The organism is Haloactinopolyspora sp. (assembly GCF_027324685.1).
Taxonomy (GTDB): domain Bacteria; phylum Actinomycetota; class Actinomycetes; order Jiangellales; family Jiangellaceae; genus Haloactinopolyspora.
The window spans coordinates 22,191-47,504 of the sequence record NZ_DAHVSH010000002.1 but is presented as its reverse complement, the minus strand read 5'-3'; the positions used below and the strand labels follow the sequence as shown (position 1 = coordinate 47,504).

The window sequence follows — 25,314 nt, the reverse complement described above, 5'->3', positions numbered from 1 at the left end:
AGCGGGAGGTCACTCCCCCGCCGGGACGATGTTGACGACCTTGCGGCCCCGCCGTACGCCGAACTCGACGGCGCCGGGCGACGTCGCGAACAGCGTGTCGTCCTTGCCCCGGCCGACGTTCTCGCCCGGGTGGAAGTGGGTGCCACGCTGCCGGACGAGGATCTCACCGGCGTTGACGACCTGGCCACCGAACCGCTTCACGCCCAGTCGCTGTGCGTTGGAATCGCGCCCGTTCTTACTGGACGAGGCGCCCTTCTTGTGAGCCATGACTTCTTCCTGCCTACTTCGTCTCGATACCGGTGACCTTGACCTGGGTGTAGCGCTGGCGGTGCCCCTGGCGCCGCCGATACCCGGTCTTGTTCTTGTACCGGAGGATCGTGATCTTCGGGCCCTTGTGGTCGCCGACGATCTCCGCGTTCACCGACACACCGGCCAGTGCCTTCGGGTCGGACGTGACGGTCTCGCCGTCGACCACGAGCACCGCCGGGAGCGTGACCGTGGCACCGACTTCGCCATCAAGGCGATCGACGTCGATGACATCTCCGACGGAGACCTTCTGCTGGTTACCGCCGCTGCGGACGATCGCGTACACCGCGGACTCACTCTCTCGCTTGGGCTTTTCGGGCGCGCACGCCTCGCTCGGGTGAGCAGGCACGCGGGTTGGGGCGCAGTTCGCGCCGACGCTCTAGGGTACGGACTCAGCCACCGCCTGGTCAAACTCGCGGCCTTCACCCTGGTTCTCGGCTTCCGGGCTACCGGCTTCCGGGCTACCGGCCGGGCGCTGAGCGCGGCGACGGCGCCGGGCCGGCGGCTGGGCCGGTTCGGGCTGCTGCTCGAGTTGACCGGGCTTCTGCTCGGCTTGCTCGGGCTGCTGTTCAGATTGCTCGGCTTGCTCATCGGCTTCGGCCTGCACGGAGGTGCCGTTGTCACTCGACGCGGGCATCAGGTCCGCCGGCGACGCCTCGCCCGGGCTGGCCGACGCTTCGAGCTTGGGCACCACGATCTCCGGGCTCTGCTGCTTCGCCGTCTGCTCGGCCTTGCGCTTGCGGCCACGCTTGTCCGAGCGGTTGGACTTGCCCGAGCCGTTGCCGTTGCCGTTGCCATGGCCGTTGCCGGACTCCGACGAGCCGGACTCGACCGGGTGGTCGTGCACCAGAACGCCGCGGCCCTTGCAGTGCGGACACGGCTCGCTGAACGCCTCGAGCAGACCGGTACCGATGCGTTTTCGGGTCATCTGGACCAGGCCCAGCGACGTCACCTCGGCCACCTGATGTTTCGTCCGGTCGCGGCCGAGGCACTCGACCAGGCGACGCAACACCAGGTCGCGGTTCGATTCGAGCACCATGTCGATGAAGTCGATGACGATGATGCCGCCGATGTCGCGCAGCCGCAGCTGCCGGACGATCTCTTCGGCCGCCTCGAGGTTGTTCTTGGTGACCGTCTCTTCGAGGTTGCCCCCGGACCCGGTGAACTTTCCGGTGTTGACGTCGACGACGGTCATCGCCTCGGTCCGGTCGATGACCAGTGATCCGCCGCTGGGCAGCCACACCTTGCGATCCATGGCCTTGGCGATCTGCTCGTTGATGCGGAACTCGGCGAACACGTCCTCGTGACGGGTCCAGCGCTCCACCCGATCGCTCAGCGACGACGCCACGTGCGTGACGTACTCCTCGATGGTGTCCCACACGCGGTCGCCGGAGACCACGAGTTTGGTGAAGTCCTCGTTGAACAGGTCGCGGACCACCTTGATCGCCAGGTCCGGCTCACCGTGCAACAGCGCCGGCGCACTGCCGGACGACTTCTTCTGGATCGCCTCCCACTCGGCCTGCAATCGCGCGACGTCGTTGGTCAGTTCCTCTTCTGAAGCACCTTCGGCGGCAGTGCGCACGATGACGCCGGCGTCTTCGGGTACGACCTGTTTGAGGATCTTCTTCAAGCGGTTGCGCTCGTTGTCCGGCAGCTTGCGGCTGATGCCGTTCATCGAGCCGCCGGGCACGTAGACGACGTATCGGCCCGGCAGGCTGACCTGGCTGGTCAGCCGGGCGCCCTTGTGCCCGATGGGGTCCTTGGTCACCTGCACGAGCACGGACTGCCCGGACTTCAGGACGTCTTCGATCCGCTTCTGACCATCGCCAGTGCCCAGCCCGGCCCAGTCGACCTCGCCGGCGTAGAGCACCGCGTTGCGGCCGCGGCCGATGTCGATGAACGCCGCCTCCATGGCCGGCAGCACGTTCTGCACCCGGCCGAGGTAGACGTTGCCGATCAGCGACTGCTGCGATGCACGGCTGACGTAGTGCTCCACCAGGACGCCGTCTTCGAGCACGGCGATCTGGGTGAGGTCGCCGGACTGGCGAACGGCCATGACGCGGTCGACCGCCTCGCGGCGGGCGAGGAACTCCGCCTCGGACAGGATGGGTGGGCGGCGCCGGCCGGCCTCGCGGCCTTCACGTCGCCGCTGCTTCTTCGCCTCGAGTCTGGTCGACCCCTTGACCGAGGCCACCTCGTCGTCGACCTCTCGGGCGCTTCGGACCTTGACGACGGTGTTGGGCGGGTCGTCAGCCCGGGTCTCGTCGGTGTCGGACTCGCTGCGGCGGCGACGACGGCGGCGACGACGACGGCTACCGCCCTCGCCCTCACCTTCGGCGTCGCCGTCACCATCTGCGGCGCCGGAATCGTCGATGTCGTGGTCGGGCTCGGCCGACTCGTCCGAGCTGAGACTCGGCTGGTCGTTCGTGCTCGACGTGTCATCGGTCGAAACATCGCCGGAGCCGTCGGCCTTGCGGCGACGGCCGCGGCCACCACGGCGGCGACGACGGCGACGAGAACCGTCGGCGTCAGTGTCACCGGTGTCGTCGGAGTCGTCGATGTCGCCGGAGTCGTGGTCGTCCGAGGCATCGGTGTCAGCGAACTCGTCGGACCGGTTGCTCGCCCCGACGGCGGAGTCATGCTTGTTCTGCGCCCGACCGGCCGGGACGGGCGTAGGCGCGGCGAACAGCGGTGTGGCATCGAAAGCCGGAGGCTGGAACAGGACGGGCGCGGCCACGGCACCGTCGGGCTCGCTGGCCGTGGTCGTGGCGGCGGCATCGACGCTCTTGGACCGCGCCGGCGCCTGGTCCTGCGACGCTTCGACTTTCGGCGGCTCAGCCTTCGGCACTTCGGCCTGCGTCGATTCGGCCTGCGTCGATTCGCTCGGCGTTGCGACGTCGTCCGGCGCCGGCGCTTCCCCCTGCGCTGCCGCTTCGGGCTGCTTGCTCCCCGCGGTCTTCTTCGTCGTGGTGGCCTTCTTGGCTGTTGCCCTCTTGGTCGCCGCCTTCTTCGCCGGAGTCCTCTTGGCCGGGGCCCTCTTCGTCGGGGTCTCCGGCTCTGTGTCCAGCGCATCCGGTGGTGCGACCGAGGTCTCGCCACCGGTGTCGCCGGGCGTCAGCGCGTCCTCCGGCGGGCCTGCAGCCCGGCTAGCGGCACGCCGGCGCCGAGACGATGTGGCGGCATCATCGGCGGTGACTGCGCCCGCCGACGCCCCGGCATCATCACCCGGGGTGGTGTTCTCTTCCTGCATGCGGGTACTCCCGTCAGCTCCGCCCCGAGGCGCCGCGCCCTTCGGCGCGCTGCTGCCCGAGGCAGAGCTACACATCGGCCACCTCACGCAGCCTTCGGTGGCCGCGTCAGGTGGAAAGCCTGTCGTCGGCGACGCCCACCGCACCAGAACGTCGGCAACCAGATGTCTCACCCGCCGCGGCGGCGCATCCCGTCACCAGGGCGCCTCGCGGCTGAGCCAACACCGGCCCACCGTGCCAAGCGTCTCTGCGCGGCCCGTGGGGTCGTGGCGCAGGACGTCGGCGAGAACGTCGTCGAGTCGCACGACTTGATGCCGTACAACCTGTTACGAGTATCGCACACGGGACCCCGAACCCCGTGACAGCGCCTACCCGGCCGGCGCGTATGTGCGTTAGATCACGTCGAGCCCGGGCGGCCGGCGTCGGCGGGATCACCGCCTCCACCAGCACGATCCGGCTCGAGCGGGTCTGTGAGAGCGCTCCCCGGTGCAGTGAAGATGCCCTGCTCGAGCCGGGTCACCTGAATGGGCGCGGACGGGATGAATCCGGACGTCGCCTCGAGCCCCTTCATCACTTCCTCCGGGCGGACCGTGGGTGATTGATGGCGCACCGTCAGCCGGATCGCCGGCGGCTCGTCCCCGACCGCCTCGGCTGCCAGCACTGCCGCACGCGCGTCGAGCACTCGCACGCCGTTCTTCGTCAGCCGCTCGACCGGCACGGAGTCGACCGACAGGAACGTCCGCAGCGCGGCACCGACCTGCGCCACGTGGGTGTCCGGGAGCTCGATGTGCCACACCGACGCCTGCAGCCGGTCGGCCAGCGCACCCGAGCCCGCCTCGACGACCTCCACGATGTCGAGCCCAGGCGGCAGGACCTCGTCGAGCGCGGCACCGACCTCGCTCGGCACGCACCGGCGCGTCATGGAAAGCTCCAGGTACTCAGCTTCGCTGATCGCTCCCGTGGGCGCCGCTCCGGCGTAGGAGACCTTGGGATGCGGCGTGAATCCCTGGGAGTACGCCACCGGCACGCCGCTGCGGCGCAGCGCACGCTCGAAAGCACGCTGGAAGTCGCGGTGGCTGGTGAAACGCAGCCGCCCCCGCTTGGCGAAGCGCACCCGGAGCTTCTGCACAGGGGGGAGCTGTTCATGCGGGGGTGTCGAGGGGGTCACCCGCCCATTCTCCCCGACGCGAACCACCAGCGATTCCGAACAAAAGGACAAAAGGCTCATTGTGGACACCATGTGCCGGGCGTAGCGTCACGAACGCGTCACACAGGGGGCACTCGATGACAGACCTTCGCGACGACTCCACCATCGCCCGGCTTCGCACGAGTCTCGGCGGCACCCTTCTCACCCCGGACACAGTCGGCTACGACGCCGCTCGCGTCGTGTTCAACGCCATGATCGACCGGCATCCGAGCCTCATCGCCCAGTGCACGGACACCGCCGACGTCGTGACGGCGCTCAACCACGCCCGCAACGCCGGGCTCGAGGTGGCCGTCCGAGGTGGTGGTCACAGCGTGGCCGGCTCATCGTCGACTGACGGCGGGCTGGTCATCGACCTGCGGCACCTGAACCACGTCCGGGTCGATCCGCAGACACGCACCGCCGAAGTCGGCGGCGGCGCGACGATGGCCGACCTCGACGCCGCCTGCCAGCCCTACCACCTGGCCACCACCGGCGGGCGAGTGTCCACGACCGGCGTCGGCGGTTTCACGCTCGGCGGCGGCACCGGCTGGCTGGATCGCAAGTTCGGCCTGGCCTGCGACAACCTGGTCGCCGCGGAGCTGGTGACCGCTGCGGGCGAGGTGGTTCACACCTCGGCCGACGAGCATCCGGAGTTGTTCTGGGCGCTGCACGGCGACGGCGGAAACTTCGGCGTCGTCACCTCGCTCACCCTGGCGTTGCACGAACTGCCCGAGACCACGTTGGCGCTGTTGCTCTGGAGTCCCGAGCACGGACCCGCCGTCGTCCGAGCGTTCCGTGACCTGATGCAGACCGCTCCGGACGACCTCGGCGGCGCGGCGATCTACCTCACCGGCACCGCCGACGAATTCGTGCCCAGCCACCTCGTCGAGCGACTCTGCTTCGCCGTCGTGCTGATCTACGCCGGTAGCGCTGCGGACTTGCGCGAACTCGCCGCGCCGCTGTTCGGACTCGGCCCCGAGGGCACCATGGTCGAGCCGATGCCCTACGCCGACATCCAGCGCGCACTGGACGATCCGCCCGGACAACGGAACTACTGGTCGGCCGAACATCTCGACGCGCTGCCGGACGACGCCATCGACGCCTTCTGCGCGGCCGTCGACGACATGATCACCTCGTCAGCGTCGCAGCACGTCCTGTTCCCGATGGGCGGAGCCACGGCACGGGCCGAGGTCGACGACCCGATCCCGTGGCGCACGGCGCCATGGGTGGTGCACCCGTTCGGGCTGTGGACCGACGCCGGCGACGACGAGCGGGGCATCCAGTGGACCCGGAACGTGCGCGCGGCGATGCGCCCGTGGGCGACCGGTGACGTCTACCTCAACTTCATCGGCGACGAGGGGCACGATCGCGTCGCAGCCGGGTTCGGCCAGCACTACCAGCGGCTGGCTGCGGTGAAGGCGACCTACGATCCGGACAACGTCTTCCGGCTCAACCACAACATCATTCCGGCACCGTCGCCGGTGTAACCGTCCCCTCGAGCACCGTGACGGCCCGTCCGGCGAGTTCCACGCGGTCACCGCGCATGGTCGTGATCACCGTCCCGCCCCGAGGCGACAGCTGACGCCCGATCATCGGCGTCGCGTCGTCTCGCCCCAGCACACCGGCCCAGTACGGCGCCAGCACGCAGTGCGCCGAACCGGTGACCGGATCCTCGGGCACACCGACGCGGGGCGCGAAGAACCGGGACACGAAATCGGCGTCGCCACGGTTGGACGCCCGCGCCGTGACGATCACACCCCGCGCCGGCAGCGCCCCGAGAGCCTCGATGTCCGGGGTCAGGTGCTGCACGGCGTCCTCGTCGCTCACCGCCACGAGCAGGTCGAAGTTGCTGGTTCCGGTCCATACCGGCTCGATGCCCAGGGCGTCGGCCAGACCGGGCGGTGCCGGCGCCGCCGTCGGCGGATACGCCGGGAAGTCCATGCTGATCAGGCCGTCCGTGCCGCGGCGGACGGTGAGAATGCCACTGCGGGTGGTGAAGCGCAGCGGGCTCGGCGTCCCCGCGTCGAACAGCACGTGGGCCGTGGCCAACGTGGCGTGCCCGCACAGTTCGACCTCGGCGGCCGGGGTGAACCACCGCAGCTCGTAGTCCGCCGTGGCTTGATCGACCGGGCGCACGAACGCCGTCTCGGAGTGCTTCATCTCCGCGGCGAGGCGTTGCATCCATGCGGTGTCGACCGAGGCAGGCACCTGACACACACCTGCCGGGTTGCCGGCGAACGGATGATCGGTGAAGGCGTCCACCACGCTGATACGCACGGCCTCAGCGTACGGTAGGGCCGCGAGGCGACGGAGGTGGCTGATCATGCCCGCTCTGCGGCAACTGACAGCGTCCGTATGGTTGTGGCCGCACGATCCGGACTCGGAGAATGTGCAGGCCAGCGTAGGCATTGTCGCCGGTGAGACTGGGTCGATCGTGATCGACGCCGGACACGGTCCCGCCCTGGCTCGCCAGATCCGCCAGGCCGTGCACGAGGCCGGGATCCCCACGCCGCAGCTGCTGGTGTACACCCACCACCATTGGGACCACACCTGGGGCGCCGGCGCCTGGGAGGTCCCGGCGGTCGCTCACGAGCTGTGCACCGAGCTGCTCGCCGCCGAGGCGGCCAAACCGTGGAGTCAGGCGTACCTGCACGCCGAGATCGCCCGCGATCCCTCACTGGGCCCGAGCTACCGGGCCAGAGGCCGCGCCGTCGACGACTTCGACGAGCTGCGCATCGTGCTGCCGGAGCGCACCTTCACCGAGGAGCTCACCGTCATCGCAGGCGGCGCCACCGTGCACCTTCGCCATGTCGGAGGTGGGCACACGCCGGAGTCGATCGTCGTGACGGTTCCCGGCGACGGCGTGCTGTTCCTCGGAGACTGCTACTACCCGCCACCGTTTCACCTGCGCCAACCCGGTGACGAACCTGACCTCGACATGGTCGCCTCGCTGATCAGTGACGACATCGAGTGGTACGTCGAGAGCCACGACGTCCCCCGCCACCGCGACGACCTTCCCCCCGACCTGCTGGACAAATGATCATGTTCAGGTGGCAATTCCCTGCCGCACCACCCGTACACGCCTCGTGGTGCGACACATCGCCTTGTGGTGCGCGCTACACGACGGTCAGCGGCAGCAGCTTCTGCCCGGTCGGCCCCGTCTGGATCTCCGTGCCCATCTGCGGGCACACTCCGCAGTCGAAGCAGGGCGTCCACCGGCAGTCGTCCAGCTCGATCTCGTCCTGGGCGTCCTGCCAGTCCTCCCACAGCCAGTCGCGATCCAGGCCCGCGTCGAGGTGGTCCCAGGGCAGGACCTCGTCGCGTTCACGTTCCCGCGTGGTGAACCAGGCCAGGTCGACCGGCTCGTCGCGCAATGCCTCCTCGGCGCACTTCACCCACCGCTCGTAGGAGAAGTACTCACCCCAGCCGTCGAACCGACCGCCGTCATCCCAGACCGCACGCACGATCCGCCCGACCCGGCGGTCACCACGCGACAGCAGCCCCTCGATCATGCTCGGCTTGCCCTCGTGGTAGCGCAGGCCGATGGCCTTGCCGTAGGACCGGTCGGCCCGGATGGCATCGCGCAGCTTACGCAGACGGTCGTCGACGACCTGGTGATCGGCCTGCCCGGCCCATTGGAACGGCGTGTGCGGCTTCGGCACGAACCCGCCGATGGACACCGTGCACCGGATGTCGCGGCGCCCGGACACCTCACGGCCGGCGTCGATGACGCGCTTGGCGAGGTCAGCGATGGCGAGCACGTCGTCGTCGGTCTCGGTGGGCAGCCCGCACATGAAGTAGAGCTTGACCTGGCGCCACCCGTGTCCGAAGGCCGTGGACACCGTACGGATCAGGTCGTCTTCGCTGACCATCTTGTTGATGACCTTGCGCAGCCGCTCCGAGCCGCCCTCGGGCGCAAAGGTCAGCCCGGTACGGCGACCGTTGCGCGAAAGCTCGTTGGCCAGCGTCACGTTGAACGCATCGACCCGCGTGGACGGCAGTGACAACGACGTGTTGGTGCCCTCGTAGCGGTCAGCCAGTCCGCTGGCGATCTCGCCGATCTCGGAGTGATCGGCACTGGACAGCGACAACAACCCCACCTCGGTGAACCCGGAGTTCTCCAACCCGGTCTGCACCATGTCGCCGATGGTGGTGATGGAGCGCTCACGCACCGGCCGGGTGATCATGCCCGCCTGACAGAACCGGCAGCCGCGCGTGCACCCGCGGAAGATCTCCACGCTGTAGCGCTCGTGCACGGTCTCGGCCAGCGGAACCAACGGCTTGCGCGGATACGGCCACTGGTCGAGGTCCATGACGGTGTGCTTGCGCACCCGCGCGGGAACCCCTGGACGGTTGGGCACCACCTGGGCGATGCGCCCGTCTGGTAGATAGTCCACGTCATAGAACCGGGGGACGTAGACGCCGCCGCCTGCGGCCAACCGCTCGAGCAGCCCGTCCCGCCCGCCCGGGCGTCCTTCGGCCTTCCACTCGCGCACGACCTCGGTGATGGCCAGCACGATCTCTTCGCCGTCGCCGAGGACGACGGCATCGACGAAATCAGCGACCGGCTCCGGGTTGAACGCGGCATGCCCGCCGGCGACGACGACGGGGTGCGTGTCGTCGCGGTCGGCTGCCAGGATCGGGATACCGGCCAGGTCGAGAGCCGTGAGCAGGTTCGTGTAGCCGAGCTCGGTGGCGAAGGAGACGCCCAGCAGGTCGAAGGCGCCGACGGGTCGGTGCGCGTCGACGGTGAACTGGCTCACGCCGTGCTGGCGCATCAGCTTCTCGAGATCGGGCCAGACGGCGTACGTACGCTCGGCCAGCACCCGGGGCAGGTCGTTGAGGATCTCGTAGAGGATCTGCACGCCCTGGTTGGGCAGCCCGACCTCGTAGGCGTCGGGGTACATCAGGGCCCACCGCACGTCGGCGTCCTCCCACGACTTGGTGACCGCTCCCATCTCGCCGCCTACGTACTGAATCGGCTTGGCGACCTTCGACAACAACGGCTCGAGCTGAGGAAACAACGACTCGACGGGCATGATGGTCCTGTGACGAGGCTGGATTCGGTTCACCAACAAGCCTAACCGGTCGCAGTCAGGGCAACCGGCGGCCGCACTCAGGGCAACCGCCGTCGATAGTGCGCGCTTGCTGACGGACGGTAAGGTGTGCCTGTCGGACGGGCTGGGCACGCTGAATCGCCCGACACCGACGTCGCCCGTACGTCAGTGATGATGGAAGGCAGGCAGCCCCGATGGCGGACAGCTCCGAATCCTTCGGGCCGGAGTTCGAAACCCAGCCGGACCGCGTCGACGTGTCGCCGGACTATCACACCCTCCCCGACCGGGTCGAGGTGCCGCCGGACCAGCACGGACTCCCCGACGGGGTCGTCATCACACCGCCCGATGACGACATCATCGACTGCTTTCCGCAGCCCTCGCTCGAAGAGCTCGAGATGGCCCTGCACCGCGCCCAGCTGGTCATGGAGGACATGTCGGCTCTGCTGGAACCCGCGCTCAAGGCGATGGAGGACGGCGCCTGGGTCAGCCGCAGAGCCGACGAGTTCTCCACCGGGCTGACCACCCACGCGGGGATGGCCGAATCTGCCGCGCAACGCTGTGTCGACGCCATCCAGGAGGCCATTGACACTCGTGGAGGCGAAATGCCCGACCCGATCTTGAGGCCGCTATGACCAAGGCAGCCGGTGGCTTTCAGAACGAACCCGGCAAGAGCGTCGGAACCATCGAGGGCAAAACCGGGGGCGAACTCGACAAGGACGCCCTCGCACCCGACAGCGCCGATGCCGACTACGACGTCGACTACTCGGGTGGCTCGGATTACTCCGGCGGGTCGGGCTACTCCGGCGATTCGGGCTACTCGGGTGGTTCGGACTCGGGCGGAGGCACCGACACCGACGCTGACGCCGATGGCGATTCTGGTTCTGACGATTCCGACTCCGAGTCCCCCGACGACTCCGATTCCGGCGACGACACCGGTTCCGACGACTCCACGGACGAGGCGCCGGACGAGCCGCTGCACGTCGGCGGCGAACCCGACGACTCCGGCGACCACGACATCGGCGAGCCCGATCACGGCGAGCTCGACCACGACGGCGGCACCGACGATCACATCCCGCCCGAGAACAAGGTGTCGATCGACATCGAGGCCATGACGCGCCTGGTGGCTGCCATGGAACGCGCCGGTGAGCGGGTCGTCGAGCTGCAGGGCGAACTGCGATCCATCCTTCGCGGCGTGCAGGTCGACACCTCGGACACCAACACGTTCGACCAGATCGCAGCATGGATCGAGGACGAGCTGCCGGGCTTGCGCCGACGACTCGCCCTGGCCCAGGATCTCGAGGGCGACAGCCCTCGGCCCCGTCCGGACGACCCGCGTGTGCCGGTGGTGCGCATTCCCTACGTCGGAGACGAGAACCTCGTTCCCGACTACCCGCCGAAGCAGTCGTACCAAGCCGGCCAAGAAGCCGCCCAGCGCTTCGCCGTGACACACGAGAAGCCGGCCACCGGCGAGATCATCGCCGACCTACGGTCGGGACGGCACGATCCCTATTTCGCCAAGGAGTTCGTGCACAACACCGATCCGCAAGAGGTCGTGCGCGTCGTGCTGCAGGCCACCTCGGGCGGGGAGGGCGAGTCCGGTGACCACGACGAACTCGTGCGGCTGACGGCAGCAACGGTCGCCACCGGGTCACGAGGAACCGGCGAGTTGGCGCCACCCGAGGGGTACGAGGCGCGGTGGGAAGCGCTGCGGAACAGTGACGACCCGCAAACGGCTGCCCTCGCTGCGCGACTTCGGCCCGCGCAGGCAACGCCAGACTGAGCCTTCGCTGCCAGTCAGCGTGGAAGTCGCCTGGCTTTCCCGGTCCCCCGCACCCCGACATGACGCGGCGCGCACTTTGCGATAAATTGCGCGCGCACTTGTTCATGCTCACAGGGGGGATCATGTTCCGCTCTATCGGCGCAGCGGCCGCCGTGTCGACCATTCTCGCGCTGGCCGCGTGTTCGGACTCAGCCGACGAACCGGCTGGCTTGACCGGGGACTCGACGACGGCACCAGATGCCACCGACTCCGCAGCGCCCAGTGAAACGCCGGAGGTCAGCGAGCCGGGCTCCCCCGACAGCAACGAGACCAACCCGGAACCCACGTCGACGTTCACCCAGCCGTATCTGCCGGAAGAACGCGTCGTCGAACTGCGTGACACGGTGCCGGTGGAGCTACCCGCAGACGCCACCGATGACGAGACAGCAGTGGTCACGGCGTTTCAGCACGTCCAGGCTTCCTGGGAGCAGATCCTGTGGGGTGTGCCGTTCGAGCAGACCGGTATCGAGCGGTACTCGACCGGCGAGCACCTCGACACGATGCGCGACTACGCCGAAGAATCTGTCGAGCTGCAACGCGTCAGCCTCGGGCCTCCCATGCCGCAACACCTGCTCTCGGTCGAGGCCGATGCCGAGACCGCGACAGTGAAGTTCTGCGTCGACAGCTCAGGCTGGGCCGACGTGTCCGAGGGTTCACCACCGAAGTTCGATGACGAGCTCTACCTCGGCACCATGACCTTCGAGGTCGTCGAGGGCGCCTGGAAATCGAGCCGCGTCGAGTACGCCGATGACGTATCACCCTGTGAGGGAGTCTTCTCGTGACGACCCGGAAGAGTCTCAAGCGAGGCCTGGTGGCGATCTGCGCCACGCTGATGCTCGCCGTGTCCAGTCACGGCGTCGCGGTGGCCGGCTATGGCGACGGTGAATCCGACGACGGCGACAACTCCGTCGAGGGGACGGTCGAGCAGACCATCACCATCGACGGTGACGTCGTCCCGGGCGGCACTGACACGATCACCGTTTCGGTGCCGGCCAAGTGCTGGTGGTCGGCGTTCCCCGGCGACGAGAAGGAATTCGCCGGGGTGTGGATGGTCTATGTGGGGCTGATTCCGCTGAGCGCGTTGTTCATGCCCACCCTGGACGAGGTCAACGAGGCCATCGAGAAGGACAAGAAGACCCCCGGTCAGTGGTACATGGGTGAATGCGTCGAAGACGCGACCGCAGCCGATTACACGAAGTACCTCGGCGCGTGCCAGACATGGTTCCCCGATGCGTGCATCCCGAAGTGGTTCGGCTGGTACGAAGAGTCCAGAGGCGAGCCACCCACGATCATCCAGCCTGAGGAACTCGCCCTCGCCGCGCAGGCGCTGATCGAGATCCCCGAGCCGCAGGTCGAGCAGAACCCCAAGCTCGCCGGCACCGACAACACCACCCTCGTCAACCTGGACACTGCCTTCTGGGTCACCGATCCGGCCGCCGTCGGTGGTGACGACGGTGTCCACGAGCTGCGAGCCACGATTCCGGAGACCGGCGTATGGGTCGAGGTTCGCGCCGAGACCGATGGCTTGCAGATCGCCTCCCCAGTGGGATCGACGACGTGCGCCCCGCACGAGGCCCTCACCGCATGGGAGCCTGGCCAGGACCCGGCCTGCGCGGTGGCATTCAACCGCGCTTCCACCCACTACCCCGGCGGCTTCCCGGTCACTGTCTCGTCGGCGTGGACGACCTCGTGGCGCGGCGGAATCGGTGGCGCCGAGACCGACAGCGGGGCGCTGGATCCCATCACCACAGACACGACGGTCAACATCTCGGTGGCAGAAGTGCAGTCCGTGGTCACCGACTGATCGAGGTCAGCGCCAGTCGCTCGCAACCGGCTGGGAGACGATCAGCAGTTCCGACTCCGGCCCGGCCTCAGCGGTCTCACCCGCGGCATAGAGTTGATCGCCGTCCAGAGCGACGGCGCTCACGGGGGCCATGGCCGTCGCCGCCTGTGCGTCGTGCACGAGGACGGCCACCGAGCCGACGCATACCCGACACGCCGTGCGTCCGACTCTGCGGGCCACGAGAATCCCAGCCCGGCCTCGTCGGGGAGCTGGTGGTGATCATCATCGGACAGCCCGTGCTGGAACTCTGTCAGATCGAAGCTCACCACCTGATCGCTGATACCACGACCACACCCGGCACGAGCGACGCCACAAGTAGTCGACGCCATGTGGTTGTCACCCTTTCCGACGCGACCATGTCAGGGTACGTGCGCTGCCCTACCTCGACGGAGGAGCTTCGGGCAACGTCCACGTGTCGGGGATCTCCAGAGTCTCACCGGCCTGCTGCGCCAGCGCGACCGCATCAGCCTCAGGGTCACGCCCGTCGACGATGCCGACGACCTCGGTCTCGATGATGTAGTCGCCGCGCGAAAGCCGAGCTTCGGCTGTGGTCGGGCCGTCTTCGCCGGACTTGGCGATCCACGAGTAGCCGAGACCGGCGTCCTCGGGAAGCTGGTTGTAGCGCTCGTCCTTGAGTCCGTCTCGGAAGCCGCTGCCGGCGTAGCCCAACATGAAGTCGACCTTCACCGACACCACGACGTCACCATCGACGGCTACCCGGCACCCGGCGCCGGACAGCGCACCGGCCGAGTCGCGCGACACCTGGCCACCTTCGACCTCGAAACTGTCGGTACCGACGACCTGCTCGACGCTGGCCCGCGGCAGGAAGTCACACAACCGGTCGCCCGACGGCGCGGCGCTCGACAAGGGGGTGGGATCGTGCACGGTCGGTTCTCCTTCGTCGTCTCCGCCGCATGCGGACAACATCGACACACTCAGCACCAGCGCGGCACCTACGACTGCGCGCCGCATCATCCGCCCGCCAGGTCCAAGCCGGCTTCGAGGTGCTCGTTGAACGGCGGGTACACGTTGCTGTTCAAGAAGTCATCCATCGGGAACTTCGTCCGCAGCCACTCGTTGTACGCCGGGCTGTCGAAGTCGAACTGCGGCGGATCACTGCCCGGAACGATCGCGTCGTCCGGCGGACCCTCGTAGCGGGTGCCGCCTTCTCCCCCGTTGGCTTCGTCGATGTACTCCTCGTCGAAGTAGCCATTGGCGAGCATCTGATTGAGGATCATCTGCTCCAGCTGTTCCTTCTCATTCGCTGACAGCTCGGAGAATTGGCCGCTGGCGTCGGGGTCGGTCTCGCCGATCTTGTCCTCGATCTGCGAAGTGATCTGGTCGAAGGCGAACTCCGACCACTTGCCGGCCGGCGCCACCCCAGGGATCGAGGTCATGGCACCGAAGACCTGAGAGCGCAGCTCGGCCTGCTTCTCTTCGAGCTCCTCTTCGTCCAGCGCCCCGTGGTAGGCGCCGTTGATCACCCAGCCGAAAGCAGCGGCCATCTCGTTGGTGGCTGTCGTCAGCTGCGGAACGTTCTGACCTTGCAAGATGGCGACCGGCGCCGGCGGCGGTGTGCCGTCGTCGAGCGCGCCTTCCAGCGCAGTCCCCATCCGCCACTGTGACGCGGCGCCTACCCCGGCGAGGACGATGTTGAGGTACTCATCTTGGCCGTCCTTACCGTACGTGCCGAGAATTTGCTGGACCAACTCTGGGTCCATGGCCGCGCCGTACGGCGCGCCATCACCGAGGATCTCGGTTTCCGGACCGACGGTCCACGGCGGGCCGATGCCGTCGGATTGCTCAGTACGAGCAATGCGCAACATGTCGGGTCCGTAACTCGCCATGATGTTGGCGACGTTTTCGCGCATCCCACGCCACATCTGCCAGCCGTCGCTCGCCCCGATACCGAGGAATCCACCGCTGGCATCGTCACCAGTACGGTCGCCGATCAGCGCGAATGTCTGAGAGGCGATCTCGGCTGAGATCCGGCCGGTTTCTTCGTCGTTGCGGAAGTACGTGGTCGCCGCTTCGAGTGCAGCGCCGAACTGGCCGCCGTTGCTCGGGTCGGCGAACGAGTCCCACGTACGGTCCTGGATCATGTACGCGAGGCGCTCGTTCATCTGGACTTTCTCGCCCTCGACGTCGACCTCGACCGTGCCGCCGCGGCTGAAGAAGTCCTGGGCGGCCAGCGGGTTGTTCTCCAGCGCCCCCATATAGGCGGCCATCACGTCGATGACTTTCTCGCCGTTGGTGTCGAGCACGGGGTCCATGTGATTGCTCTTGGGACCCCACACCGGGCCATCGCCGCTGGTCTCGTAGTCGTAGATCGTGGCGCCGACGTAATTGAGGAACTGGCGATCGTACGTGCCCTGCTGCATCAGCAAGGCCAGATACTGCGCCTGGTTTTGCGGCGCGTCACCACCCTGGTCGTACGAATCCGCGGTGATGGCCGACGTCCACTGCTGCTGGTAGTCGTCGGGCATCGCGAGATCGCCGACGTTGCGCGTGGCGGTACCGATGGTGGCCCCGACGGCCTCGACCATCCGGTTGCGCAGCTCCATCGGGATCTCGGTGGCCTCGACGAACGCATCCAGCGTGTCCAGCGCCGCCGCAAGCTGCTCAGGATCGGCGTTCTTGGCGAAACCCGCAGCGAAGTACGGGTCGTTCATGTTCTCTTCGATCTCGGCGGCCAGTTCCGGCGTGATCTCTCCGGGACTGTCCAACAGCGCCAGCGCCGCTTCCTCACCGTTCCGCTCGGCTTCGCCCGGCGGAACGTCGGAGATCTGGCTCTCGTCGATCTTCGCCGTGCCAGGCTCCCACTCGGGCTCGCTGCCCTCGAGCGCCTCGGCCAGCGACAACCGCCGCCGGACCCCGGGCAACTCGGTCTCGCCCCAGTCGATGGCCTTCTGCACATTGGCCCCGAGGGTGTGATCGATGTTGAACCTGTCCAGTGCCGAGGTCAGGGCCGACTTGGCCTCGGTGAGGTTCTCGATGCCATTCTCGACGCCAGTGACCAGATTGCGCATCTCCGCGATGACGATCTCAGCCTTCTTGGCCACGACGTGCTCCCCGGTTCATGTCTCTGTTCACCTGTGCCTCCCGAGTGTCCCCGTCACGGCCAGTTGGCGCGGTCGTCGTCCTCGGGCACCTTCTCGGGCTCGTTGTCGAATCGCGTCTCCAGCGCGGCGCCGGCATCCTCACCGTCGTTGCCGGCCAACCGATGATGGTCAGCGAGCTCGTTGGAGAACGTGTCGGCTGCCGTGCTCGTCCACGCGCCGTTCTCCAGCGCGTTCTCGACCTCGTAGTACGCGAACGAACAGATGCTCGCATGCCCACGCAGCCGGGGCATCTCGTCCTCCATCGCCAGCCGGTACTGGTTGTCAACCTCTTCCGCCATGGCCCACCCAGCTCCTCATTCGCTCCCGTTCATCGCCCGAGCGGGCTCGACTTCCAGCCGTCACATGTCGACACTGCGCACTGGCGCCCGCACACCATATCCCGTTCACCACGACGCGGTGATCTCGGGATCCCGTTCCTCACGACACCGTGGTCTCCGGGACCTGGACGAGCTGCCACTGGCCCGCCGCCACGTACAAGCCACGGCCAGGAGGCATGCCACCGGTCATCGACCTCGGCAATTTCACACCGAAGTGGTCGCCGTCGGCCGGCGCGCCCGGGGAGAGAAGGATGCCCGAGCGCGACTTCTTCAGCACCGCCGCAGGTCCGCGGTAACTGCTGCCCAGGTCGTCGGTCGTAGCCGCAGCAATGACCGCGCTGCCGGTGTCGCGCAGCTTCGGGACGTGTTTGGTCAGCAGGTCGACGAGCCAGCCGTCGACCCCCATCAGCTCCATGTCGTCGATGACCACCGCGGTGGGAGACCCACCCTTCTCGGGGACCATCTTCTCGAACAACGCGGTGACCTCGTCCTTCTCGCGTTCGAGATCGATGACCTCCTCGACGCCGTCGCGCCCAGCCAGCGACGCCAGCGGACTGCGCCGCGGGGTGATGATCAGCATCCGCCACCCACGGTCGAGCGCTGACGTGGCCATGGTCAGCAACGTGGTGCTGCGTCCGGATCGACGCGGGCCGAGGATCAGGAACCCCGGACCGTGATCGATGGCGTCGAGCGTGCGCAACGTCAGCGTGTCGCCGCCGACGGCCACCGGAACCTCGGTGGGGACCAACTCGCGCTCGGCCAGCGCCAACGCGTCGGCGTAGGAGATGCGAGTGGGCAGCGGATCGACGCGGAAAGGACGCTGCGACCGGGGCACGTGAGCGTACTGTTCGCTCGCCTGCCGGCCGATCTCTTGTAGCGCGGCGACTTGAGCGGTGCCCTCGGCGTCGGCGGTCAACAATGCGACCTGCGTCTCGAGCAACCCCTCGGCTCGGAACGCCCGCCCCGGAGGCATGTGCTCGGGAACCGACTTAGGTGTCTTGCCGATGGAGCTGAAATCGGCGTTGTCGGTCATCCGCAGCATCATCTTGTCTTCGAGCAGCGCCGAGAGCCGCCCGACCAGGGCGGTACGATCCGAGGCCATGATCACCTTGACGCCGACGCCGGGACCCTCCTGCAGGATCTGCATCCACTGATCGACCAGCCGCCCGCTGTCGAAGTTCTCGAACGACTGGATGAAGCCCTCCCAGCGATCGAACAGCACGAGGATGTACGGCAGCCGGTCCTCCGGACGTGCCGCACCGGCTCGCTGCTCGCTGAGGTCGGAGTAGCCCTGCTCGGCCAGGATCTGCTGGCGCCGACCGATCTCGGCACGGATACGCGTGGACAGGCGCGACAGACGATCCGGCTGGTCCCGGCTGACGACGGCGCCCGTGTGCGGCAGCCCCACCATGGACAGCAGCGCATTGTTGCCGCAGTCGACGCCGTAGAGGTGGATGTCGCTGGGCGACATCGTGCGCCCCACGACGCCGGCGAAGGCGCGCAGCACGCTGGAACGTCCGCTCCGCGGAGAACCGACGATCGACAGGTGTCCCCCACCGGACAAGTCGTAGACGGCCACCGTGCGCCGCTGCTCCTTGGGCACGTCGACGATGCCGAACGGGAGCCGGATCTCGCGGTCGGACTCCACGGTGGCGGCCGGGTCGGCCAACACCTCGTCGAGCGTCACGACGTCGTCCAACGGCGGCAGCCACGGTGGCGGCGGCGCATGGATGCCGGTGCGTTCGGCCGCCTCGTTGATGGCGGCGACCACGCTCTCCAGGTCGGTGGGGATGCTGACGTCTTCGTCGTCGTCATCGTCGTCGGGCCGGGGCGGCACCTGACCGAGACTCTCCCAGGACAGCCGGCGCAGGTCGACGGCGGCGACGGCATCCGGAGCGTTGGGCCGGCCCCCGACCCGGGCGGACTGGAACGCGATCAGCGACGAATGGCCCAGCCGGGCATAGGCGCGCCCCGGGGTGGACTTGGAGATCTCGGCGGCGTCCTTGGCCTCGATGACGTCCTGACTGTCGTTGCCGTCAGTGACACGCAGCGCGATGCGCAGGTTGGTGTTGGACTTGATCTCTGCGCTGACGACACCGGCGGGGCGCTGCGTCGCGAGGATGAGGTGCACACCCAGCGACCGGCCACGCCGGGCGATGTCGACGAGACCCTTGACGAAGTCGGGCAACTCAGCCACCAGCGCGGCGAACTCGTCGATGACGATCATCAGCCGCGGCATCGGCTCGTCGTCGGGGCCCTTGGCCGCCAGGTAGTCCTCGATGTCCTTGGTGCCGGAGTCGGCCAACTGATGTTCGCGGCGATGCAGCTCGGCGGCGAGGCTCTCGAGAGCTCGCGTGGTGAGGTGACCGTCGAGGTCGGTCACCATGCCCACGGTGTGCGGCAGATTGTTGCAGTCCTTGAAGGCCGCGCCACCCTTGTAGTCGACCAGGACGAACGTCATCTCGTCCGGTCGGTTGGCCACGGCCAGCGAGGCGATCATCGTCTGCAGGAGCTCGGACTTACCCGAACCGGTGGTACCGGCCACCAGGCCGTGCGGGCCGTCGGCGCGGATGTCGACGGAGAACGGGCCGTCCATGCCTTCGCCGATGACCGACTTCGTCGTGCGCCCGATCCTGGCCCACCAGCCCTCGATGGCCTCCCCCGTCGGCGGGTCGAGCTTGAGGACGTCGAGCAGGCGGCTGGATGTGGGAAGCGACGACGAGAGGTCTTCGGAGCTGACGTCCTTGACCGGCGCCAGCGCGCGGGCCATCCGTTCGCACCAGGCGGGCGAGACGAGGTCGGGGCAGACCCCCTCGATGGTGGGCTCGCCGCTACGCCGGACCGTGGTGGACTCGGCCCCGATGGCCACGACGGCCCGGCATTCCTCGGGGAGCAAGCGCTCATCAGCGTCGATGCACACGAAGAACATGCCCAGCCGGGGACCTTCACGCAGCAGCGAGATCAACCCGGGGATCAGCCTGATGCGCCGGGCACCGTCCAGGACGACCAGCAGCGGCGGAAAGTTCACCTCGCGCGCGGCGCTGATACCGCCGCCGCGATCGGCCACGACGGCCTTGCGGCGTTCCAAGATGGCCATGAGCTCGGCGACTCGCCGGCCCGTGGTCTCGTCGTCGGCGCCGACCCCGGCGATCACCTCGGACTCTTCGCTCCGGCGCGTGTGCGGCAGCCAGCGCACCCAGTTCCACGCTTCGCCGCCGTCAGTGTCGGACAGCACGATGATCTCGAGATCAGCCGGGCTGTGCAGCGCCGCGAGCTGTGCCACCATCCAGCCGGCCACCTGCCGCCGAACAGGATCGTCGCCGGCGATACCGGTGACACCAGCATTTTCCAGTGGTACGCCCACGGGGACGTTGGGCGCGGTCCAACGCAGCACCCGCTCGTGGTCTTCGCGGGCCGGGTCGGTCAGCGAGACCTCGCTGGGGACGTCGGCAGTGCCCACCCGCACGTGCATCCAGTCCGGGTCGGTACGTCGTCGCTCCCAGAGCCGGGCCCGCGGGCCGGTAGCGAACAGCAGCACCGCGGCCGGGTCGGGCATGTCGCGCCGGCGAGCGGCGCGCTCGGAGACCAGGGCCTGGTACGCCTGGTTCTCGATGTTGCGCATCCGCTCGACGTACTTCTTCATCTGCTCGGCGTACCGGTTCTGGCTCTGCGTCTTGGAGCTCTTGTACCGCGCGATCATCATCATCGGCGACAAGATCATGATCATCAGGCTGAACGGCGACCGCGTGAAGTAGAACATCGCGCCGCCCATGATCATCGGCGCCATGGCGATAGCCCACGGCAGCGGCGTCTTCTCCGGCTTCTGCGGCTCGTTGGGCAGCCGGAAGTCGGTTTGGCGAGGCGGCGGCAGCAGCCGCGGCGGCCGGTTGTAATCCAGCGTCGCCCCGCCCGGGCTCGGCGACAACGACGCGTCGGGCTCGTCGGGCAGGGCGAGGTCGAGCACGGTGTCGCCGACGACGAGCGCGCTGCCCGGCGTCCACACGACCGGGGCATCGAGCGCAACCCGGTCGAGGTGGACGAACGGACGCTCGGCCTCGGGGTCAATGGTCAGGTGCGGGTGCTTGAGCCGGGCCAGCTCCTCCATCTGCTTCTTGTGCCGGCGCTTGCGCTTGCGGCGCTTCCGGGACTGCCCGGTGTCCTCCTCGAGCTTCGGGATGACGATGGGGCCTTCGAGCGGCCGCTCGCGCACGATCGAGGTCAGCGTGAGGCCGACGAGGGAGGGGTCGGGAACGGCGGTGACGGTGCCGTCGAGGGCGACGTCGAGGCGTAGCGCGACGTCGGGAGCGTCGTCGCCGCGCAGCCGGACCGTGCAGCCCGCGGCGGATCCGACCTCGTGGCTGCCCGGGGACAAGGTGTGGACGTGGCCCGAGCCCGGCCCGGAGACGATGCGGACCTGAGCCACCCCGGTGCGCTCGGCGAACACGTCGGGCAAGGCGACGCCGACACCGACCAGCGCGCCGTGGCGCAGCTCCGACTCGGCCACCGGGGTGGAGGGATCGAGCGGGGTCTGCCCGAGAAAGAGCGTCGGTGGCAGTGCCATGTCGTCTTGCAGCACCGGCTGAGCTCCGCCCACCACCCCGAGATGGCGTCCACCCGTGCGGACCACCTGGGGCTCGGTGGGGGCGACGTGCACGGCCAGTTGCCGGGCGATGTCGGCGACCGTGGCGTCCTCTTCGCAGTCGATCGCGAGGTCGACGACCTCGCCGTCGACTGAAGAGGTGGCACTCAACAACAGCCGCACGTACTCGCCCCAGACCTAGCGCGTGATCACACCTTCCCGGTCGGCATCTTACCGTCAGGCGGTGTCATGGCTCATTCAGTGGCCCTGCGTGATGTCACAGAATCGGTGACCTGACACAACAAAGTGGCCCACACCCGACGTGACAGGATGTGGGCCACCAGCAAATGACCTGCAGCGCTCAGATGCGGTCGGGCTCACCCGTCGCTTCAGCGATGTTGTTGTGGTTCGTCCGCACGTCATCAGCCGCTCCGTTCAGAGCGTCACGCAGCGTGTCGAGGTTCTTCTTGTAGTCTTCCCACGCGTTGCGGAAGTCCTCGGAATAACGACCGGTCCAGACCGCGCTGGACAGACCGTTGTCAACCTCGGTCTTGATGGACTCGGCGTCCTCGGCCTTGTTGGTGAACGTCTTGTGAAGCTCTGCAAGCGTGCTTAGTTCTGCACCAACACCCATTGTTTGTCTCCCTCGTGATGACTTTGCCGCACCGGTCGGGCGCGGCACGACACGGCAGAGCCTACCTGCCATGTCCAGATGGGCAACATCGGGGACTCGTCAATTAATTGCCCGCGCGATTGCCCTATCCGTCTGAGTAGTAAACACTTCCTCCACGTTGCGTCAACAGCCTCATGCAAGATCACGGTGGCGACCGCCCGGACTCGGCAACAACTCGTCGAGCAATGCCAGTGTTTCGGGTGCGAGTTGGATATTGCCGATCTCGGTTAAGGTCTGGCTCATCTCGCTCTCGACCGCGATGACTCCCCCGCGCCCGTCCACGCTGTGCTGGGCGTGCAGCAGATCGCGCCACAACAATTGCTCGGCCGGCCGGACCCGCAGCCCGGCTCGTGCCGCCGCAGCGCCGGTAGCCGGATCACCGCCCTCACGGGTGATGGTCGACAACCGGTGGGCGGCGTCGACCAACAGATCCGACGCGATCCGCTCGACGCGCGCGCGGGCGATCCACGAGTAGCGGCCCGCAGGGCGCTCGCTGAGCACGGGACCGCGCGCGACCCGCAGGGCCCGGCGTAGCAGATCTGCCTCTTCCGCGGGCTGGCGAACCTGGCGCGCCTGGCTGAGCAGACTACACACGACCTCCCAGTCCACCGCCACAGCATCGCTGAGGCGCATCCGCCCGTCTTCGGTACTGAGCAGGTAGGGCGACCCGGACCGATCGACACCGAGCCAGTCGCGGACCCGGGCGAAGGTCGCCTCGCGCACCGCCGCCGTGACGCCACGCGGCCAGATCGCCGAGGCGAGCACCGTCGGGTGCACCCCCTCACGATGCAGCGCGAGGTACACGACGATCTCGGTCGCCAGCGCCCGGCGTTCCTCGTCGATCTCGGTGGCGGCCTGGACGGCCACGGGCCCCAGGATGTATACGCGCACCGGCGCCATGGCGAGGTCGGCCTCGCTGGAGACCGAGCGGACCTGGGGCACCTCCGGGCGCTGCTCGGTCAGCCACGCCTCGTTGAGTGTGCCGGCACCCGGATCGCCGCCGCGATCCGGATCGACGAGCCCGGCCACGGCCTCGACACTGCGCCACGGCAGGCGGTTGGCACGCACGCTCAGGCCCAGCGCGGGCAGCTCGAGGGTCCCGGATGCATCCACGGAGATCCGCCACCGCGCGCCGGGCACGTCGCCGGCGCAGATCACGCCGAGCGGCGAGCGGCCCGCGGCGTCGGTCAACGCCACCAGCTGCTCGGCCAGCTCACCGGACGGCGGGGTGCCCAGCACCAGGTACTCCGGCATCCAACTACCGGCACCCCCGGGCCGTACCCGTCCGGTCAGGACATCGGTGCCGAGACGGTCCGAGCGGCGCGCCACCAGTTCCGGCAACAGATCCTCGACGCCGTCGACGAGCCGCAGCCGCCCGGAGTCGAATGCGCTCAGCGACTCAGGCAAGCCGTCGGCGGTGACCCGGAGGTGGTCGGACCACTGGTTCGTGGCCAGCTCGACGGCGAGCGCGGTGACGACCTCGATGGTCGCTTCCGGGTCTCCGTCGACGCTGATGGGTCCGCCGGCGGCCTCGAGATCGATGAGCACGTCACGCTCGCCGCTGTGGCCCAGGGACACCAGGCCCGGGTACGGAGCCAGCACGTTGCCGCGCAGTTCGTCGCCGATCTTGACCTCGGACCGCTCGAGACGCCAACGGCGGCCTTCGTCGGTGACCGACCAGGGCGCCGGCGCCTCGGTGCGCGCCGGCGCGAGCAGAAGCTCCACCGAGGTGTTGTCGACGACCGCGGCGTAGACCGGCGGCAGCGGGCTGCGCTCCTGCTGGCAGCCGGCCGCCAGACTGCGCAGCGCGTGGTCGAGCCAGCGGGCGCGGTCGGGGTCGGCGCCGATGCGCAGGGCGACCTCGGCCTCGAGTTCGTCGTCTCCGGGCTCGGGGGTACGTCGGCGACGCCGCAGCACCTCGATCGCTCCGAGCACACCGGCGGCCAGTAGGCCGGCGTCGATCAGCCCGGCATGCGGGTTCGTGGAGACGGCTTCGGCCTCGCCCACCGCGGCGAACTGACTGAAAGCGTCGGCTCCGACGTCATGGCCGGCCTCGCCGGACTCGCCGCCCGTGCCCTCTTCACCCGGCGGCACCGGGGTCTCGGACGTGGGCGGGGTTTCCGCCGGAGCGGGCTTCTCGACGGTGACGACGTCGACGCCGGTGGCGTCGTTGGGCACGATCAGCAGCCAGTTCGGATAGATCAGGCGAGCCAGCGAAAGCTCGTGTCCGTCCGGCTGCACCCGGCCCCGGTTGAGCTCGAAGATCTCCTGATAGCGCCGGCCGTCACCGAGCGTGCGCTCGGCGATGTCCCACAGGTTGTCGTGATAGCGGCCTTCGGGCGGCTGGACGACATACACCCTGTGCCCGACCAGCTCCTTGCCCTCTTCGGGCCCGAGGACCATGTCACCCAGCCGGTACTCGACCTCGCCCTGGTCCGCTTCCACCTCGGCTTCCGGCGCCTGCGACTCCTGCACCGTCGCTTCCACCGTGCCGTCGTACTCTGCGCTCGCCGACGTGGAGACCGTCGGCGAGTCGTCGACCGTCGACGGTGCCGCAGCGCTGGCCTGCCCGACCGTGGCCGTGGCCACCAGGAGCGAGGCGACCAGAGCGCGGGCGAAGCGTTGGGTCGGCCCGGACAGCGGCACACGACTCGGCAGCCCGACGCCACGAACGGCGCTGCGCATCTCGATCAGCACGCAGACGGTGAACTGCAACCACGCCAGCCAGACGATCCACAGCAGCACGCCGACGAGCTGCTCGGTGCCGATGGTGGCGGTGAGATCGTCGCGGGTCGGCCAGGACGTGGGCACCGGCGGCGATCCGCCGAGAATGACCAGCGCCACCGGGACGCCGACGATCAGCGCCGCCAGTGCCAAACCTGCCGCGAACGCCTGCAACAGGTTGCGTTCGGGCTCGACCTGCTCGCGGCGTTGGAACCGTTCCGGCCCGGTCTCGCGCAGCGTCGCGGTCGGCGCGATGACGCCGCCGGCCTCCGGTGCGGGACCGTACGGCTCGGCCGGGCGCAGGTCGTCGGCCCCGACCGGCTGGACGTCGTCCGGGCTGACCGGTTGTACCTGGCGCGACGCCTGACTCGCGCGCCGCCCGGCCCGGCGGGTACTGCGTGCGCCCCGTTCGTTACCGCTCATGCTGGCTTGTCCGTTCC

Annotated in this window: 19 protein-coding genes; 6 read left to right on the top strand and 13 right to left on the bottom strand. The window is 68.4% G+C overall.

All coding sequences use genetic code 11. From position 1 onward, the window contains the following. Positions 1–9: 9 nt before the first annotated feature. From rpmA to M6444_RS00360, 4 genes are all read right to left on the bottom strand, one after another. A complete protein-coding gene (gene rpmA, locus M6444_RS00375) occupies positions 10–267 on the bottom strand; it encodes a 50S ribosomal protein L27 (RefSeq protein WP_298321758.1) in 258 nt (85 codons plus the stop codon). A 13-nt stretch (positions 268–280) separates the two neighbouring features. Then, positions 281–592, bottom strand: a complete 312-nt coding sequence (gene rplU, locus M6444_RS00370) for a 50S ribosomal protein L21 (protein WP_298321756.1) — start codon at positions 590–592, stop codon at positions 281–283. 93 nt (positions 593–685) lie between these two features. Next, positions 686–3,556 carry a ribonuclease E/G gene (locus tag M6444_RS00365; protein WP_298321754.1) on the bottom strand — a complete coding sequence of 957 codons (2,871 nt, stop codon included), beginning with the start codon at positions 3,554–3,556 and terminating at the stop codon, positions 686–688. Positions 3,557–3,951: 395 nt separating this feature from the next. After that, entirely contained in the window at positions 3,952–4,722 is a 771-nt protein-coding gene (locus M6444_RS00360) for a TIGR03936 family radical SAM-associated protein (RefSeq protein WP_298321752.1), read from the bottom strand. 116 nt (positions 4,723–4,838) lie between these two features. Between M6444_RS00360 and M6444_RS00355 the strand changes: the two genes are divergently transcribed. Next, complete coding sequence (locus tag M6444_RS00355) at positions 4,839–6,227, top strand: FAD-binding oxidoreductase (protein ID WP_298321750.1); 1,389 nt, start codon at positions 4,839–4,841, stop codon at positions 6,225–6,227. Here M6444_RS00355 and M6444_RS00350 read toward each other — a convergent pair. Then, positions 6,202–7,017, bottom strand: coding sequence for a PhzF family phenazine biosynthesis isomerase (locus M6444_RS00350; RefSeq protein WP_298321747.1), 816 nt, complete (start codon positions 7,015–7,017; stop codon positions 6,202–6,204). The two genes, M6444_RS00355 and M6444_RS00350, sit on opposite strands and share 26 nt — an antisense overlap. Positions 7,018–7,063: 46 nt before the next feature. On the opposite strand from M6444_RS00350, the gene M6444_RS00345 reads away from it, so the two are divergent. Continuing rightward, positions 7,064–7,780: an MBL fold metallo-hydrolase gene (locus M6444_RS00345; protein WP_298321745.1), complete on the top strand. Its 717-nt coding sequence runs from the start codon at positions 7,064–7,066 to the stop codon at positions 7,778–7,780. Positions 7,781–7,856: 76 nt separating this feature from the next. On the opposite strand, the gene M6444_RS00340 is transcribed toward M6444_RS00345, so the two are convergent. Next, positions 7,857–9,779, bottom strand: a complete 1,923-nt coding sequence (locus tag M6444_RS00340) for a TIGR03960 family B12-binding radical SAM protein (protein ID WP_298321744.1) — start codon at positions 9,777–9,779, stop codon at positions 7,857–7,859. 212 nt (positions 9,780–9,991) lie between these two features. Here M6444_RS00340 and M6444_RS00335 point away from each other — a divergent pair, with 212 nt between their 5' ends. The 4 genes from M6444_RS00335 (at position 9,992) to M6444_RS00320 (ending at position 13,420) form a co-directional block, all read left to right on the top strand. Further along, positions 9,992–10,429, top strand: coding sequence for a hypothetical protein (locus tag M6444_RS00335; RefSeq protein WP_298321743.1), 438 nt, complete (start codon positions 9,992–9,994; stop codon positions 10,427–10,429). Then, positions 10,426–11,577, top strand: a complete 1,152-nt coding sequence (locus tag M6444_RS00330) for a hypothetical protein (RefSeq protein ID WP_298321741.1) — start codon at positions 10,426–10,428, stop codon at positions 11,575–11,577. Before M6444_RS00335 ends, M6444_RS00330 begins: the two co-directional genes overlap by 4 nt. Before the next feature lie 122 nt (positions 11,578–11,699). Continuing rightward, positions 11,700–12,398: a hypothetical protein gene (locus M6444_RS00325; RefSeq protein WP_298321739.1), complete on the top strand. Its 699-nt coding sequence runs from the start codon at positions 11,700–11,702 to the stop codon at positions 12,396–12,398. Then, positions 12,395–13,420, top strand: a complete 1,026-nt coding sequence (locus tag M6444_RS00320; RefSeq protein WP_298321737.1) for a hypothetical protein — start codon at positions 12,395–12,397, stop codon at positions 13,418–13,420. The genes M6444_RS00325 and M6444_RS00320 overlap by 4 nt, the downstream gene beginning before the upstream one ends. A 6-nt stretch (positions 13,421–13,426) precedes the next feature. Here M6444_RS00320 and M6444_RS00315 read toward each other — a convergent pair whose 3' ends face one another. The 7 genes from M6444_RS00315 to M6444_RS00285 all read right to left on the bottom strand — a co-directional run bounded on the left by M6444_RS00315 (position 13,427) and on the right by M6444_RS00285 (position 25,297). Continuing rightward, positions 13,427–13,591, bottom strand: coding sequence for a hypothetical protein (locus tag M6444_RS00315; protein ID WP_298321735.1), 165 nt, complete (start codon positions 13,589–13,591; stop codon positions 13,427–13,429). A 246-nt stretch (positions 13,592–13,837) separates the two neighbouring features. Beyond that, positions 13,838–14,344, bottom strand: coding sequence for a hypothetical protein (locus M6444_RS00310; RefSeq protein WP_298321733.1), 507 nt, complete (start codon positions 14,342–14,344; stop codon positions 13,838–13,840). A gap of 86 nt (positions 14,345–14,430) precedes the next feature. Then, on the bottom strand, positions 14,431–16,521 hold the full coding sequence (locus M6444_RS00305) for a hypothetical protein (protein WP_298321731.1): 2,091 nt from the start codon (positions 16,519–16,521) through the stop codon (positions 14,431–14,433). A gap of 53 nt (positions 16,522–16,574) precedes the next feature. After that, positions 16,575–16,859: a hypothetical protein gene (locus M6444_RS00300; RefSeq protein WP_298321729.1), complete on the bottom strand. Its 285-nt coding sequence runs from the start codon at positions 16,857–16,859 to the stop codon at positions 16,575–16,577. A gap of 139 nt (positions 16,860–16,998) precedes the next feature. Further along, on the bottom strand, positions 16,999–21,648 hold the full coding sequence (locus tag M6444_RS00295) for an FtsK/SpoIIIE domain-containing protein (protein ID WP_298321727.1): 4,650 nt from the start codon (positions 21,646–21,648) through the stop codon (positions 16,999–17,001). A gap of 190 nt (positions 21,649–21,838) precedes the next feature. Continuing rightward, complete coding sequence (locus tag M6444_RS00290; RefSeq protein WP_298321725.1) at positions 21,839–22,111, bottom strand: WXG100 family type VII secretion target; 273 nt, start codon at positions 22,109–22,111, stop codon at positions 21,839–21,841. Positions 22,112–22,282: 171 nt separating this feature from the next. After that, positions 22,283–25,297: a hypothetical protein gene (locus tag M6444_RS00285; RefSeq protein WP_298321723.1), complete on the bottom strand. Its 3,015-nt coding sequence runs from the start codon at positions 25,295–25,297 to the stop codon at positions 22,283–22,285. Positions 25,298–25,314 lie beyond the last annotated feature (17 nt).

What these genes read in the sequence shown, in the direction of transcription:
- rpmA (WP_298321758.1), bottom strand. Translation starts at nt 267, where the DNA reads ATGGCTCACAAGAAGGGCGCCTCGTCCAGTAAGAACGGGCGCGATTCC.
- M6444_RS00365 (WP_298321754.1), bottom strand. Translation starts at nt 3,556, where the DNA reads ATGCAGGAAGAGAACACCACCCCGGGTGATGATGCCGGGGCGTCGGCG.
- M6444_RS00355 (WP_298321750.1), top strand. Translation starts at nt 4,839, where the DNA reads ATGACAGACCTTCGCGACGACTCCACCATCGCCCGGCTTCGCACGAGT.
- M6444_RS00345 (WP_298321745.1), top strand. Translation starts at nt 7,064, where the DNA reads ATGCCCGCTCTGCGGCAACTGACAGCGTCCGTATGGTTGTGGCCGCAC.
- M6444_RS00340 (WP_298321744.1), bottom strand. Translation starts at nt 9,779, where the DNA reads ATGCCCGTCGAGTCGTTGTTTCCTCAGCTCGAGCCGTTGTTGTCGAAG.
- M6444_RS00335 (WP_298321743.1), top strand. Translation starts at nt 9,992, where the DNA reads ATGGCGGACAGCTCCGAATCCTTCGGGCCGGAGTTCGAAACCCAGCCG.
- M6444_RS00330 (WP_298321741.1), top strand. Translation starts at nt 10,426, where the DNA reads ATGACCAAGGCAGCCGGTGGCTTTCAGAACGAACCCGGCAAGAGCGTC.
- M6444_RS00325 (WP_298321739.1), top strand. Translation starts at nt 11,700, where the DNA reads ATGTTCCGCTCTATCGGCGCAGCGGCCGCCGTGTCGACCATTCTCGCG.
- M6444_RS00300 (WP_298321729.1), bottom strand. Translation starts at nt 16,859, where the DNA reads ATGGCGGAAGAGGTTGACAACCAGTACCGGCTGGCGATGGAGGACGAG.
- M6444_RS00290 (WP_298321725.1), bottom strand. Translation starts at nt 22,111, where the DNA reads ATGGGTGTTGGTGCAGAACTAAGCACGCTTGCAGAGCTTCACAAGACG.
- M6444_RS00285 (WP_298321723.1), bottom strand. Translation starts at nt 25,297, where the DNA reads ATGAGCGGTAACGAACGGGGCGCACGCAGTACCCGCCGGGCCGGGCGG.